General features: G+C 41.9%; 13 protein-coding genes. 9 read left to right on the forward strand and 4 right to left on the reverse strand.

Going from position 1 to position 13,502, the window contains the following annotated elements; translation table 11 throughout:
- Positions 1-7 precede the first annotated feature (7 nt).
- The gene (locus Q4A21_00785; protein MDO4902075.1) at positions 8-1,135 is read left to right on the forward strand and encodes a trypsin-like peptidase domain-containing protein; all 1,128 of its coding nucleotides are present in this window, start codon (positions 8-10) and stop codon (positions 1,133-1,135) included.
- A 20-nt stretch (positions 1,136-1,155) separates the two neighbouring features.
- Here the strand turns inward: Q4A21_00785 and Q4A21_00790 are convergent, their stop codons facing one another.
- Both Q4A21_00790 and prfA read right to left on the reverse strand, forming a co-directional pair.
- Positions 1,156-2,010 carry a HemK/PrmC family methyltransferase gene (locus tag Q4A21_00790; protein ID MDO4902076.1) on the reverse strand — a complete coding sequence of 285 codons (855 nt, stop codon included), beginning with the start codon at positions 2,008-2,010 and terminating at the stop codon, positions 1,156-1,158.
- 3 nt (positions 2,011-2,013) lie between these two features.
- Positions 2,014-3,087, reverse strand: a complete 1,074-nt coding sequence (gene prfA, locus Q4A21_00795; protein ID MDO4902077.1) for a peptide chain release factor 1 — start codon at positions 3,085-3,087, stop codon at positions 2,014-2,016.
- 75 nt (positions 3,088-3,162) lie between these two features.
- On the opposite strand from prfA, the gene Q4A21_00800 reads away from it, so the two are divergent.
- The gene (locus Q4A21_00800) at positions 3,163-3,822 is read left to right on the forward strand and encodes a uracil-DNA glycosylase (protein ID MDO4902078.1); all 660 of its coding nucleotides are present in this window, start codon (positions 3,163-3,165) and stop codon (positions 3,820-3,822) included.
- 55 nt (positions 3,823-3,877) lie between these two features.
- Here Q4A21_00800 and Q4A21_00805 read toward each other — a convergent pair whose 3' ends face one another.
- Positions 3,878-4,198 (reverse strand): type B 50S ribosomal protein L31, encoded by a 321-nt coding sequence (locus Q4A21_00805; GenBank protein ID MDO4902079.1) that lies wholly within the window; start codon positions 4,196-4,198, stop codon positions 3,878-3,880.
- 183 nt (positions 4,199-4,381) lie between these two features.
- Between Q4A21_00805 and rpsB the strand changes: the two genes are divergently transcribed.
- The 3 genes from rpsB to Q4A21_00820 all read left to right on the forward strand — a co-directional run bounded on the left by rpsB (position 4,382) and on the right by Q4A21_00820 (position 9,625).
- Positions 4,382-5,074 (forward strand): 30S ribosomal protein S2, encoded by a 693-nt coding sequence (gene rpsB, locus Q4A21_00810; GenBank protein ID MDO4902080.1) that lies wholly within the window; start codon positions 4,382-4,384, stop codon positions 5,072-5,074.
- Positions 5,075-5,096: 22 nt separating this feature from the next.
- Positions 5,097-5,693, forward strand: a complete 597-nt coding sequence (gene tsf / locus Q4A21_00815) for a translation elongation factor Ts (protein ID MDO4902081.1) — start codon at positions 5,097-5,099, stop codon at positions 5,691-5,693.
- A 233-nt stretch (positions 5,694-5,926) separates the two neighbouring features.
- On the forward strand, positions 5,927-9,625 hold the full coding sequence (locus Q4A21_00820) for a hypothetical protein (protein MDO4902082.1): 3,699 nt from the start codon (positions 5,927-5,929) through the stop codon (positions 9,623-9,625).
- A 50-nt stretch (positions 9,626-9,675) separates the two neighbouring features.
- On the opposite strand, the gene Q4A21_00825 is transcribed toward Q4A21_00820, so the two are convergent.
- On the reverse strand, positions 9,676-9,996 hold the full coding sequence (locus tag Q4A21_00825; GenBank protein ID MDO4902083.1) for a hypothetical protein: 321 nt from the start codon (positions 9,994-9,996) through the stop codon (positions 9,676-9,678).
- 140 nt (positions 9,997-10,136) lie between these two features.
- Between Q4A21_00825 and Q4A21_00830 the strand changes: the two genes are divergently transcribed.
- From Q4A21_00830 to Q4A21_00845, 4 genes are read left to right on the forward strand one after another with little or no spacing between them, the layout of a single operon-like run.
- The gene (locus Q4A21_00830) at positions 10,137-10,478 is read left to right on the forward strand and encodes a PadR family transcriptional regulator (GenBank protein ID MDO4902084.1); all 342 of its coding nucleotides are present in this window, start codon (positions 10,137-10,139) and stop codon (positions 10,476-10,478) included.
- Between the two features lie 8 nt (positions 10,479-10,486).
- The gene (locus tag Q4A21_00835; protein MDO4902085.1) at positions 10,487-11,488 is read left to right on the forward strand and encodes a PspC domain-containing protein; all 1,002 of its coding nucleotides are present in this window, start codon (positions 10,487-10,489) and stop codon (positions 11,486-11,488) included.
- Positions 11,485-12,168 (forward strand): ABC transporter ATP-binding protein, encoded by a 684-nt coding sequence (locus tag Q4A21_00840; protein ID MDO4902086.1) that lies wholly within the window; start codon positions 11,485-11,487, stop codon positions 12,166-12,168. The genes Q4A21_00835 and Q4A21_00840 overlap by 4 nt, the downstream gene beginning before the upstream one ends.
- Entirely contained in the window at positions 12,161-13,444 is a 1,284-nt protein-coding gene (locus Q4A21_00845; protein MDO4902087.1) for an ABC transporter permease, read from the forward strand. The genes Q4A21_00840 and Q4A21_00845 overlap by 8 nt, the downstream gene beginning before the upstream one ends.
- Positions 13,445-13,502 lie beyond the last annotated feature (58 nt).

Consider the following 13,502-nt stretch of genomic DNA (forward strand, 5'->3'; position numbering starts at 1 on the left):
GGTGGATATGAAAAAAGTTAAAAAGGACAAAAGTTTTATTATCGGGATTTTACTGGCGGGCGGATTTGGGTTGGTGCTAACTGGAGTTGTTGTTTCGAATAAGATCCTAAAGAGAGAGTTGGTGCAAAATTCAAACTCTTCGTTTCAGACAGTAGAAAATTCTGAATTTTCAAAAACTAATCATTCAGTTGAAGAAGTGGCGCAAAAAATTTCGCCAAGCGTTGTGTCTATTGTGGGGACTGGCTCTCGTAGCTCTATCTTTGGTGTTCGAGCGACGCAGAGTGCTGGAACAGGTGTCGTAGTATCTAAAAATGGCTATATTGTTACCAATAAGCACGTTATTGAGGGTAAGAACTCAATTTCTGTAGTTATGAGCAATGGTGATATCTATGAAAATATTAAAATTGTCGCCAAAGATCCACTAAATGATTTAGCATTCTTGAAGATCGACGGTGTAGACAATTTGACTCCAGCAGAACTTGGTGACAGTAAGAAATTAAAAGTCGGTCAGCAGGTTGTGGCTGTTGGGAATGCTTTGGGCCAATACCAAAATACTATCACTTCTGGAATTATCTCTGGAATGAATAGAAATGTTGAAGCATCCGATGGCAGTGGCGATGCGGAGTCGCTATCTGGTATGATCCAGACCGATGCGGCGATCAATTCTGGCAATTCTGGTGGGCCTTTGGTGAATTCTCGTGGCCAAGTTATCGGAATAAACACGGCCAAGGCTACAGATGGAGATGGTATTGGATTTGCGATCCCTATTTCTTCAATTAAAGGCATGCTTAAATCTTTAGTAGAAAAAGGTAGAGCAGACAGGGCGGTTTTGGGTGTGAGTTATCATGCGTTAACCCCAACTATTGCTAAATCTCAAAACTTGCCTATAAACTACGGTGCTTATCTTTATAGTCAAGATGGTCAGCGTGTAGTAGCGTCTGGCAGTCCGGCAGAGAAGGCAGGCTTGAAGAGCGGTGACATAATCACAGAAATCAACGGAGAAAAGATTGGCGAATCTGGGACACTCCTAAGTCTTGTATCTGAGTACAGTGTTGGCGAAACTATCAAATTGACAATCTATCGCGGTCGGGAGCGACTCGAGAAGTCATTAACTCTGGAGGCGTACAGCAACTAAAAATAGCAAGTTCTCGCTTGCTATTTTATTTTTTCAAAAACTAGAGTGTAATTTTGTTTTTGGACCAGCCGGAATTGGTGATTTTTTGCTACATCTTCCAAATCTTGGAATTGATCCGGGTCGGCTTCGATGAGTAAAAATTTTATACTTGGCAAGTTTTGTGCTTGCTGAAACAATTTTTTATACAGGTCCAGGCCGCCATCTTCTGCGTAGAGAGCAATTTGTGGTTCATGATTAAGTTCATTTTCTTCAGAAAAGTCGATCCAGTTTTGGTCTACATAAGGTAAATTGGCAGTTAGGATTGTAATTTTTTGGAGAATGCCTTGAGGGATTTTCTCTAATAGATCACTCTCGAAAAGCGGAATTTCTTGATTGAGTATTTTTTTGGCGTTTAGATTGGCGACAGCAAGAGCGGACAGAGAAATATCGCTTGCGAATACTTCGAGATTTTTGTTATCTCCAAAATTTTTATGGAATTCTGCCAAGATTGAAATAGGGATAATACCTGAGCCGGTACCGACATCCAATATAATATCTCCTTCGATGTATAAATTTTTTATACAGTCGATCAGAGTTTCAGTTTCTGGGCGCGGAACGAGTACACTATTATTTACAAAGAAATTTCTGCCGTAGAATTCTTTTTCCTGAAAAATATAAGCAAGTGGAACGCGTTTTGCCCGTAGATTGAGCCAATTATTGGCATGAAAGATTTGTTGCTTGGTGAGTTTTTTGTCGGGCTTGGCGTGAAGATAAGTGCGCTCACGACTAAGAACTTTAGACAAGATTAACTCGGCATCCAGATTGGCGGATGGAATTTGCGCTTGAGTAAGTTTTTTGTTCGCGCGAATGAGCCATTCTTGAATGGTGTTTTTCATCTGCTAATTCTTTGCGCCTTCCGCGAGAAGTTCAAGTTCGTAAGCATGGAGATGCTCGAAGATATCACCAATTTGACCGTTCATCGCTGCCGGGATGTTGCTTCGAGAGTAGCCAATGCGGTGATCTGTTATGCGATCTTGTGGGAAGTTGTAAGTTCGAATTTTCTCCGAGCGGTCGCCAGATCCAATGAGGTTACGGCGCTCTGCGGTGAGTTTGGCATTTTCTTCGTCGATTTTAGCCTGAAGAAGACGCGCACGCAAAATACCCATTGCCTTTTCTCGGTTTTTGATCTGGGATTTTTCATCTTGATTGGTTACGACCATGCCTGTTGGAATGTGGGTGATTCGAACAGCGGAGTCGGTAGTGTTGACAGACTGTCCGCCGTGACCGCCACTTCTAAATACATCAACGCGAATGTCGTTGGGTGCGATTTCGATTTCAGCCTCTTCAGCCTCTGGTAGAACGGCCACAGTAACGGTTGAAGTATGAATGCGACCTTGAGATTCTGTTGCAGGGATGCGCTGGACTCGGTGAACGCCACTTTCGAACTTCATTTTAGAGTAGGGCGCATCGCCTTTAACGCTAAAGACAACTTCTTTATAACCGCCCGCGTCGTTGGCGGATTCGTTCAATAGTTCGGTCTTGAGAGAATTTTGCTCGCAATATCGCAGATACATACGATAAAGTTCCGCCGCAAAAAGTGAAGCCTCGTCGCCGCCTGCACCTGCGCGGATTTCGACAATGACGTTTTTGTCGTCGTTGGGGTCTTTAGGGGTTAGCATCACGAAGAGTTCTTGCTCGAGTGCTTCGAGTTTTTCTTCGCTATCAATGATTTCTAGTTTGGCAAGTTCGGCAAGTTCACCGGTTTCGAGAGAGGCGAGTTCTCGGGCTTCTTGGATGTTTTTTTCGAGAGTTTCTCGCAGTTCTCCCTTTTCAATGATTTTTTCAAGTTCAGAAAAGCGCTTATTTTTGGCGGTAAAATCTGGACTAGAATATGCGGTTGGCATACTCAAAAAGTCGCGAATTTCCGCGTATTCCGCTCGAAGTTTATCAAGATTTAGTTCAATTTTTGGCATATAGAGTAATTATAGCAGATTTGAGCAGAAAATTAAAGAGTTGAAAAACGGTTGTGGTTTTGGTATGATTTTAGTATGAAAACGTGGCGAGAATTCATTGAAGCAGAGGCTGAGAAGTATTATTTTCGAAGGCTGATCAGAAGAGTCGATATGGAGCGCGAAACTAAAGAAATTTTTCCTTCGCGCGAAGAAATGTTTTCTTGCTTCCGAGCCTGTCCGCTCGAAAAAACAAAAGTTGTGATTATCGGTCAAGATCCGTATCACGGAGTGGGGCAAGCGCATGGAATGAGTTTTTCTGTTAAAAAGGGTGTTAAGATTCCGCCTTCTCTTCAAAATATTTTCAAAGAGTTGCGTGATGATTTGGGGTGCGAGATTCCGCCGCACGGTAACCTTGAGGCGTGGGCAGAGCAGGGCGTGCTGCTTTTGAATACGGCTTTCAGCGTTGAAAAGGGTAAGCCTGCCAGTCACGCCAATCTTGACTGGATGGAATTTACGGAGAATATTCTTGATTTTTTGAATGAGTTTGAGCGGCCGTTGGTGTTTATTCTTTGGGGAGCACACGCGCAAAAAGTTGGTGCGCGGATTGCCAACCCGCAACATCTTAAGATTGAGAGCACCCACCCGTCGCCGTTTTCAGCCAGTCGCGGATTTTTCGGTTCAAGGCCGTTTTCGAAGACGAATGATTTTCTTCGAAAAAATAATCTGGAAGAAATCGATTGGCGGATAAAATACTAAGAATACGACAGAACAAAAATCTCGCCCGAATTGGACGAGATTTTTGTTCTTATCGCTATCGCTCTGCTTTTTTGGCTGCTTGAGCGGCTGCTTTTTTGGCTTTGTTTGCCAATGCTTCTTTTCGAGCCTGAGCCATTTCTTGTGCGCGTTTGAATCGGTCCACGCGACCTTCGGTGTCGATGATTTTTTCTTCACCGGTGAAGAATGGGTGGGATGCGCTAGAAATATGGATTTTTACCAAAGGATATTCTTGGCCGTCTTCCCATTTGATAGTTTCTTTTGAATCTGCTGTTGAGCGAGTCAAGAAAGCAAATCCAGCCACCTCGTCGCTAAATACGACAGGGCGATATTCGGTTGGATGTAAATTCTTTTTCATAACTTTTCTATTTTAGCATATTTTTTGAAGAAATAAAAGCCCTAAATTTCTTGCTTTTTTCTCCAAAATTTGCTAAAATATTCAAGTAATATAAACTAATGAAACAATTTTTGGGAAAATTCCTTTCGAAAAGTGCGAAATCTATTTCGAAAATCTCCCAAAAATAAAGACAAAGGAGTTACAATGTCTGTAGAAGTTGACATCAAGCAATTGCTTGAAGCAGGTGTTCACTTCGGTCACAAAACACACCGATGGCACCCAAAAATGGCGCCTTACATCCACAGCAAGCGCCAAGATAGCCACATTATTGATTTGACAAAAACTGTCGAAGCGCTCGAAAAGGCTCTTCCAGTTATCACTAAGACTGTCGAATCTGGCAAAAAAGTTCTCTTTGTTGGAACTAAAAAGCAAGTTAAAGATACTGTTCGTGAAGCGGCTCAATCTGTAAATCAACCTTTTGTTGTTGAGCGATGGGTTGGCGGTATGCTCACCAACGCCGGCACAATCAACCAGCAAATCAAGAAACTAAAAACTCTTGAAAAGCGAATGGAATCCGGTGAACTCGCAAAGCGCTACTCCAAGTTGGAGGTTCAACGCTACGCTGAAGAAATCGAAGTTTTGAACACTCGCTATGGCGGTATCAAAGATTTGATGGGCAAGCCTGGAATTGTTTTTGTAACTGATGCGATCGCCGACGCTAACGCAATCCGCGAGGCTAAAGTTCTTGGTATTCCAGTAGTTGCGCTTGTTGATACCAATGTCAACCCAGATGGTATCGATTTCGTAATACCTGCTAACGATGACGCAATCAAGGGCGTAAAATTGCTTGTTGATTATGTTGTTGAAGCAGTAAAATCTGCAAAGACTGAAAAATAATTTTCGAATTTAAGGAGAAAAAATGGCTGTTTCTATTGAAGAAATCAAAAAACTCAAAGAATTGACAGGTCTTGGTCTTACCGACGCTAAAGCCGCTTTGGTTGATGCAGATGGTGACTTCGACAAGGCTCTTGAGGCGCTTCGAAAGAAGGGTTTGACCAAGGCTGAAAAGAAGGGTGACCGCGAAGCGCGAGAAGGTTTAGTTGAATCATACGTTCACGGTGGCCGAATCGGCGTAATCGTTGAAGTTAACTGTGAAACCGACTTTGTTGCGCGAACTGACGACTTCAAAAACTTTGCGCACCAAATCGCAATGCAAATCGCTGCAATGGCGCCAACTTACGCCAACGAATCCGACATTCCTGCAGAAGAAGTTGCTCGTGTCCGAGCGGAAGCAGAAGAGCGAGTTACTAAAGAAGGTAAGCCAGCCGACATCGCTGAAAAAATCGTTGACGGTCAGGTTAAAAAATACTTCGCTGAAAAAGTTTTGTTGTCCCAATCTTACATTATGGATGATAGCAAAACTGTTGAGCAATTCTTGAAAGAAACTATCGCAAAACTTGGTGAAAACATCGTTGTGCGACAATTCTCAAGAATTGAACTTGGCGTTAATGAATAAAATCCATAAGGGATTTATATAAATACTGAAATCAATCGCTAAAATGCGGTTGATTTTATTTTTGTAAAAAATTATAAAATTTTGTTGACTTTATTAAAAGCTTATGCTAAAATTATAATACTGCGAGAGAAAACAATACAAAAATAAATTCAAATAAATTAAGTGCTATTAATATTGTTTAATTTTTGTAGAGTTTTCTTTCGAAATTCTACTTTAGGGAGATAAAATTTTTAATGAAAGTTAAAAGAGCTAGACTAAAGTCTTTTGTGGCTGTTGGTGTTATATGCTTTGGTGTTGCGGCTGGCTTAGCTTTGCGTAATAATTTTGCTAAAAATAATGACGAGAGCGCAAAAGCCTCGGTCGCTAATGTGGGGTCGATTTATGCTGATTTAGGCGAAATCATGAGCGGTAATTATGGTGAGAAAGCTCTCGAAATATCACTTGTTGGAACTCGCTATAAATTTGACATGTCTCCGCAAAATCAAGCGGTAATAAAGAGTCTTTTTAGTATATCCAGCGGTACCGGAATAAGATCTTCAGTTGGATATAAGTATTTTACTTTCGACAATAGTAGATCGGTGATAATCACGGAAAAGAAGGTATACATTGATATTAATCACCTGAAATCTCAATTGTCCGACATAAATTATTTATGTAGCGGCAATACGGCTTGTGGTCCCACAGAGCCAGCAATCTTTGAACACAGTCTTACTGGTGACCTTTCCAAGATTAAAATAATCGATGATTCAAGCAATCCTGGATTTAATAGCGGAGATATTAATGTTTCCGTAAGTAGAGTTAACCTTAATGAAAGAAAGGCTGTTCAGCTCACCGTTAAGGGTTTGGATAATGTTAGACCCAATCAGGTTTCACTTAACGGCACCGAGAATGCCATAATACAGTCCTACATTACAGATAATGGAGAAGTTAAACCTGAAGAGTTCTTTGATAAGGAATTGATTAAAAGAGGGGGTCTTAAGCTTGAATGGTATGGTAATCCAATAGAGAAACAATATCTCGGATATCATCAGGGCGTTGTGCGAGTTTCTCGTGTTGGTGATGGCGGAACTTTTTATAGAGATTATACTGTTTCTGCTCGCATTGAGAGGGCTGTTGATACCACTGCTCCAGTATTTAGCGAGGCTTTCCCGCATCCAATTATATCCAGAAAGGGCAGGGCTATATCTATTGACGATTTGAGAGCTGAAGATCCAGAAACTACGATTGTTCAATTTAGCAATAACTCTCGCGCCATAAATCTCAATACTGTGAATCCTGCTGTAGGCAACTATAACTTGGTTTATACGGCTAAAAATGGAGAGGGCTTAATATCTACTTTAGAAAGGCAAGTTGAAATAACTGATGCGGACAATCTTCAGTCTAGGATTGAGGAGTCTAAGAAGCTTCTAGCTAAGAATAAGAAGCTGGGTGTTTTCCATGATACTTTTAAGTCTATAGTTGATGAAGCCCAAAAAATCTTGGATAATAATGAGTCGTCCCAATCAGGAATTGATCAAGCTGTGGAAAACCTAACTGAGGGCTTGATTTATAAAAGGTTTGTTGGTTTTATTAAATTTCAAGAGCTTATTGAATCTTTAGAAAAGGAAAGTCAAGCCGTAAGGCAGGATCCATCTGTGGTCGGGGCTTTAAATATTGCAAATATGTTTGTCGAACGGCAATCGAGGGGTCCTAGTCATGATGGCGGTGGCACTGACCCAATGGTTGCTAGTTGGTATGACGACTTGAATAATGCCATAACTTCAGCTAAAGAAAGAATCCGTGCGCAAGAAGAGGCTGCTGAGCGTGAGCGACAAGCTGAGCAGAATCGCCAAGATCAAGCTCGTCAGGCTGTCGAAAAAGCAACTCAGACTCTTCTTCCTGCGGATATTCAGTCTGCGAAGGATAAAGTTTCTGCGGTAAAAACTGAGAATATCAAAAATGAACTTAACGCTAAAATTCAACAAGTTGAATCTCTCCTAAATAAAAGAAATGAGCTTCAAGCTGAAATTTCTCGCGCGGAATCCGCTTCGACTATCGGAATGACGCCACAAAGCAGTGAGGCTCTGGTTAATGCTATTAAAGAAGCTAAAGCCAAATTGTCAGATAAGACGATTCCGCAAGACCAAATTCAGTCTCAGATCGACTCCGTAAAGAGTGCGATTTCTGGACTAAAAGTAGATAAATCCGCTCTCCAGGCATCTATACAAAATGCTGAATCTCAGCCTGATCAAATAAAAAATTCAGTCAAACAGGCCCTCGATGCGGCTAAATCCATTGATTCAAATCCGAATCCAACAGTCAAACAAGTTAGCGATGCTAAAAATAACCTTGACAATGCTTTAAGGAATGCCATTGCTGAGGCTGAAGAAAAAGCTCGTCAGCAAAAAGCAAAAGAAGCTGTCGATGCTGCCACGTCTGGAGATCTCGCGAAAATCAACCAAGCTCAAGAGGCCGTCAATCAGGTCAATAACCCAGAAGCAAAAGCCAAGTTCCAATCTGAGCTTGACTCCGTAAAGTCTCGCCGAGATGAGACTGTCAAATCTCTTCGTGAGGCTATTGCGAGAGCTAAAGCAACCTCTGTCGACGGAATGACTCAAGAATCTTCTGACAAGTTAAAACAAGCAATTTCTTCCGCTGAAAATATTGTTGGATCTGCGTCTGATATTCGAACGATCGAAGAATCTAAAAACTCTATCGAGTCTGCCGTAAATAATCTTAGAGCTGATAAGACTCAGCTGAAAGAGGCTATTCGAAATGCGATAAATCAGCCAGGGTACGTCAAATCGGAGATCGATTCTGCTCTAAATGATGCTAAGTCTGTTGAGCAGAGTACCAATCCGAGCGTAAGTGAAGTTTCTGTTGCCAAAAATAAACTTGAAGAGGTCGTCAGAAACTCTCTTCAATCAGAGAGCAATCGCCAGCAAAAGGCAAAGCAGGCGCTTCAATACATTGAGGCTTCTGACCGGCCTACAGACACTGATTCGGCGCAGAATTTAATCAATGTCGTCAAAGACCCTAAAGTTAAGCAAGAACTACAATCGGCCCTTGATGAGCGCAAAGCCTTCTTCGAAAAATACAATAAGACTCGAGAGGAGCTGGGTAAATTGATCGAGAAAGCTAAAAATATTTCAACAGAAGGCAAGACATCTGCGTCCGTCAACGCCTTAAAAGAAGCTCTTGAGGTTGCAGAGCTGGATTACGTAGACCGTTCTTCGACGATTGATGCTTTCGAGATTTCTATACAAAATCTCAATAACGCTCTTTCTGGTCTTAAAACCGACAAAGCTGACCTTATCGATGCGATAGTTAAGTTCGACTCACAGCCAGAATATGTTAAGAATTCGGATGAAGCTAAAAAAGCGCTCCAAGCCGCTAAGGCCGTTAGCTCGCAAGATAATCCATCCGTCGAAGATGTCGAAGAGAAGACACGAGCGCTTATCGACGCAATCAATAAACAAATTCGAAGTGAAAATTCACGCCAAGAAGATGCCAAGAAGTTAATCGAAGGCGCCAAAACTGAAATCGAAAACAACCTTAAAAACAAAGATGAGCTTCCTGCTGTTGATGTTGAAAAACTCAAAAATGCGATTGAGGCCGTTCAAGATTCAAACAAAAAATCTGAATTGGAAGAACAACTCAAACAAATTGAAAAAGCTATCGAAGACAAGCGTCTGAAAATTGAAGAGGACAAGCGAGTCCAAGCTGAAAATAAGCTTCAAGAAGAGCTAAAGAGGCGTCGAGAAGAAGATGCTCGTCGTTTGGCAGAGGAGGCGGAAAAGAAAAACGCAGAAAAACAACTTTCTATTCCAAACACAGGCCACCAAAGACAAGATGACGGATTCGATTTTGCGCCAATCTTAGCAATTATTGGCGGAATCGGAATAAGTGGGACGATTTTTGCTAAAAGTAAATTTCGAAAAGTAAAATTCTAAAAACTCCCCTCATTAAAAAAGAACTCTCTAGATATGAGAGTTCTTTTAATTTATAGAACTGCTTTTTCTACCGCCGCGATAATGCGGATATCGCGTGCCTCGAGATCGCTGTCTTCATCAAGGCTTGTCAGACCGAAGAGTTCTTCTGCGCCTTGACCGAATTTTGCCCGCAAGTGCTTCTTCCAGCCACCTTTGGCGTCGCGTTTTAACTCGACTTTCTCTTCGAATTCTACTCCACGAAAGAAACTTTTTTCGACTGGCAGAGCCACGCGTAGGGCGGTGCGACCAATTTTTTCGATGCGGATTTTGTAAGTTTGCTCTAAAATTGGATCTTTAAAATTGATAATTTTTACTGATTTTTTGTTTTTCATTTGATTCCTTTTGTTTATTTTTCTTAAAAACTAATTATATATTAACACAAAAAGCCTAAAAAGTCAATATCTGACCGCCATCAAAAAGATTTTTCTTAAAAACCCTTGACAAAGCCAACTACTTGGTATAACATAGAAGTATGAATAACAAGGAAGAAGTCCAAAAATATGCGGCACAAATGTCCACTCAGATGAGAAAGGGCTTTGTGGCGTTTTGCGTGCTGAAGGTCTGCGCTAAGAAGCCAATCTATACCAGCGACATCATCAAGGAGTTGAAGGACGCTGAGTTGGTGGTGGTCGAGGGGACGATTTATCCGTTGCTTTCTCGGCTTCAAAAGGATGGACTTTTGAGCCACGAGTGGCAAGAGAGCGAGCAAGGCCCTCCACGCAAATACTATCAAATTACAGACTTTGGACAAGAAATTGTCCGTGTCGTGGGGCAAGAAATTGCTCAACTCAACCAAACTATGGAGAAATTATAGGAGATTTTATGAAAGAAATTACCAGAATTCATCTCGCCAAAGTGCCTTTCGAGATTGAAATTGAAGCCAAAAAGCAATTCGAAAAATATTTTCTTGAACTAAAAAAGTGTTCGAATGAAGAAATTTTGAGCGATGTTGAGATCAGGATTGTCGAGATTTTGGCGGAAAATGGCGTTACGGCTGGCGGAATAATTACAGAGGCGGAAATCACCAAAATTCGCGCACAAATTGGAGAGCCAGAAGTGTTCTTGGGCGAGGATTTTGCTGCTTCCGCTAAGTCTGAAGATCTCGAGCAAGAAGAAGTTGACCAAGCGATTCGCAGTACATTTCGAACAAAAAAGTTATACAGGGATCCCAAGAATGCGGTTTTGGCAGGTGTTTTTTCTGGATTGGGTGAGTATTTTGGCGTAGAGGCGACTTGGTTGCGCATAGCCTTTGTCATCTTGGCGATACCGACATTTGGCACTTCGCTGATGATTTATATTCTGCTCAGTGTCATTATTCCGCAGGCTCGATCGGCCTCTGACATTTTGCAATTAAGGGGAGAAAAATTAACCGCCAAAAATCTCCAATCCGTCAATCAAGAATACGACTTTGAGAAGTTAGAACTTCGAAATAAAAAAATAACTCGCGCCGGCGGAATAATTGGCGGAACTGTGGCGCTTCTTGGCGCACTTGGCGGAATTTTCTTGCTGTTTTATGGAAACAACATTTTGATTGCTGGATTTAATGAGCGGACGGCGTATTTTGCTGAGTCCAGTAAGGTTGTGATTTTCGCATTTTCTAACCTCGCAGGAATAGCATTTGTGGCGTTTTGGGCCAACTTGGCGGTTGCCGGCTTCTCTAATAAATTTTCGAAGAAGAATTTGGCCGCGCTGATTGCTTCGATTTTGATAGGATTTTCATCAATTTTTGGCCTGATGGTTGGAATGAATTTTGTCCAACGCGATTATGACAAGCACGTCAAGCATAATATCGAAGTTCAAGAGTATAAAGGAGGAAATTTATGATAAAAGTTAAAAATTTGTCCAAAATTTATGGCAAAAAGAATAATCAATTTACCGCGCTTAAGAATGTCAATTTCGAAATTCCGGAAGGCAAGATCGTGGCAATTGTCGGTAAATCCGGTTCAGGAAAATCCACGCTGATCCACGCAATGAGCGGTCTCGATAAGCCCAACAGCGGTGAGGTTTATGTTGATGGCGTGGATATAATCTCGATGAGCCAGAAGAAGATCGACACATTTCGGGCGGAGAAAATGGGATTTATTTTTCAGAGTTTCTTTGTTCAGGGTAATGAAACTTGCTTCGAAAATGTCAGCCTGCCTCTCGAAATCGCGGAAGTGCCAATTTCGAAAAGAAAATATCTTGTCGAATCTGCGCTTAAGGCGGTCGAATTGAGCGACAAAATCCATACCAGAGCGCGCGATCTATCTGGTGGGCAAAAGCAACGGCTGGCGATTGCGCGGGCGATCGTCAATGCGCCTTCGATAATCTTTGCTGATGAGCCGACGGGAAATCTCGACTCTACTACTGGAGAGAAGATTGAGCAACTTTTGTTTTCGCACAATAAAAACAACGGCACGACGATTTTTATCATTACTCACGACGAAGATCTGGCGGAAAAATGCGATATTAAAATTTATATTAAAGATGGCCAAATAGCCAAAATGGAGGAGAAAAATGCGTAGAATCGACATCGCCAAGAGGGCAGGAAAAAACTTAAAACTCGCCAAAGTTAGGACGATTTTGACTGCGCTGGCAATTGCTGTTGGCGGCACGACTATTACTATGGCTTTGGCGGCTGGGCGTGGCGGTCGGGCGTACATCGACGGAATGGCAAGTCGCGTAGGTGATATGGACTCGATTAGTGTTTCGAGAAAAGTTGAGACTGTAGAAAAAGAAAAATCTTCAGGCCCTAAAAAATTAAGTCAGGTTGAAGCAGAGATAACTCAACAATTATCTGAAGAAAGTTATACTTTGAACGATGAAGATCTTAAGAAAATCTCCGCCGTTCAAGGTGTTGAGCGCGCCAATCCGCAAGTTGATATTCAAGCCAAATCTTTGACCGTCGATGGCGAAGAGTATGAAGCGACGGTAAAAGTAAAATACGACAAAAAGTCGCTTCAATTGTCTGCTGGTGAACTCAAAAACAATCTCGTTGGCACTGGCGAAATCGTGGCGCCCAAGAGTTATGTTCAACTTCTTGGCGGCCAAAAACCGAGCGATATTCTTGGCAAAACTGTTCGGATTAAATTTTCAAAAAGAGATCAATCTACTTTCGAAAAGACCTTTAAGATCTCAGCGGTCGACAACGGAACCGACGACGATCTTCGTTTTTCCTACCAGAATGAGTTTTTGATTTCCAGCGAAGACGCTACTGAAATTGCGGGTATTTCTAATGGCGGAAAGGTTGCTATATATGGAGTGATTTTTGTTCAAACCAAGAAGGGCGAAAAGCCTGCGGAAGTCAAAAATCGAATCCTCGCGCTCGGTGATCGCTACAATGTTAGCACTTTTGAAGAAGAACGCGCAAGCATTATGAATTCAGTTAATGTTGCGGCTGCAGGGTTGGCGGCGTTTGGTGGGTTGGCGATTTTGGCGAGCGTCTTTGGCATCGTAAATACACAATATATTAGCGTTTTGGAGAGAACTTCTCAGATAGGATTGATGAAATCTCTCGGTGCTAAAAAGTCTGATATCGCTAAACTTTTCCGATATGAGGCAGCACTGATTGGCTTTCTCGGTGGCGTTATTGGCGTGGCGATTGCGGCGATTTTGGCGACAATTTTCAATCCAATGATTAGTAATATGTTTAGGACCAACGGCGTTAATTTGCTTCAAATTGATCTGATTGGATCAGCAATTTTGGTGGCTGGCTTGATGCTTGTGGCGGTAGTTTCTGGATTTTTCCCCGCCCGAAAGGCCGCACGACTCAACCCAATTGATGCTCTCCGTGTTGAGTAAAATCTTCGAAAATTTTATAAAAGAAAATCTCGCATTTTGGCGGGGTTTTCTTTACTTT

The organism is bacterium, assembly GCA_030530825.1.
Lineage (GTDB): Bacteria > Patescibacteriota > Saccharimonadia > Saccharimonadales > Saccharimonadaceae > Nanogingivalis.

Bases quoted from the DNA above. Each gene is read 5' to 3' on its own strand.
- Q4A21_00785 (MDO4902075.1), top strand. From the start codon at position 8: ATGAAAAAAGTTAAAAAGGACAAAAGTTTTATTATCGGGATTTTACTG.
- Q4A21_00790 (MDO4902076.1), bottom strand. From the start codon at position 2,010: ATGAAAAACACCATTCAAGAATGGCTCATTCGCGCGAACAAAAAACTT.
- prfA (MDO4902077.1), bottom strand. From the start codon at position 3,087: ATGCCAAAAATTGAACTAAATCTTGATAAACTTCGAGCGGAATACGCG.
- Q4A21_00800 (MDO4902078.1), top strand. From the start codon at position 3,163: ATGAAAACGTGGCGAGAATTCATTGAAGCAGAGGCTGAGAAGTATTAT.
- Q4A21_00805 (MDO4902079.1), bottom strand. From the start codon at position 4,198: ATGAAAAAGAATTTACATCCAACCGAATATCGCCCTGTCGTATTTAGC.
- rpsB (MDO4902080.1), top strand. From the start codon at position 4,382: ATGTCTGTAGAAGTTGACATCAAGCAATTGCTTGAAGCAGGTGTTCAC.
- tsf (MDO4902081.1), top strand. From the start codon at position 5,097: ATGGCTGTTTCTATTGAAGAAATCAAAAAACTCAAAGAATTGACAGGT.
- Q4A21_00820 (MDO4902082.1), top strand. From the start codon at position 5,927: ATGAAAGTTAAAAGAGCTAGACTAAAGTCTTTTGTGGCTGTTGGTGTT.
- Q4A21_00825 (MDO4902083.1), bottom strand. From the start codon at position 9,996: ATGAAAAACAAAAAATCAGTAAAAATTATCAATTTTAAAGATCCAATT.
- Q4A21_00830 (MDO4902084.1), top strand. From the start codon at position 10,137: ATGAATAACAAGGAAGAAGTCCAAAAATATGCGGCACAAATGTCCACT.
- Q4A21_00835 (MDO4902085.1), top strand. From the start codon at position 10,487: ATGAAAGAAATTACCAGAATTCATCTCGCCAAAGTGCCTTTCGAGATT.
- Q4A21_00840 (MDO4902086.1), top strand. From the start codon at position 11,485: ATGATAAAAGTTAAAAATTTGTCCAAAATTTATGGCAAAAAGAATAAT.
- Q4A21_00845 (MDO4902087.1), top strand. From the start codon at position 12,161: ATGCGTAGAATCGACATCGCCAAGAGGGCAGGAAAAAACTTAAAACTC.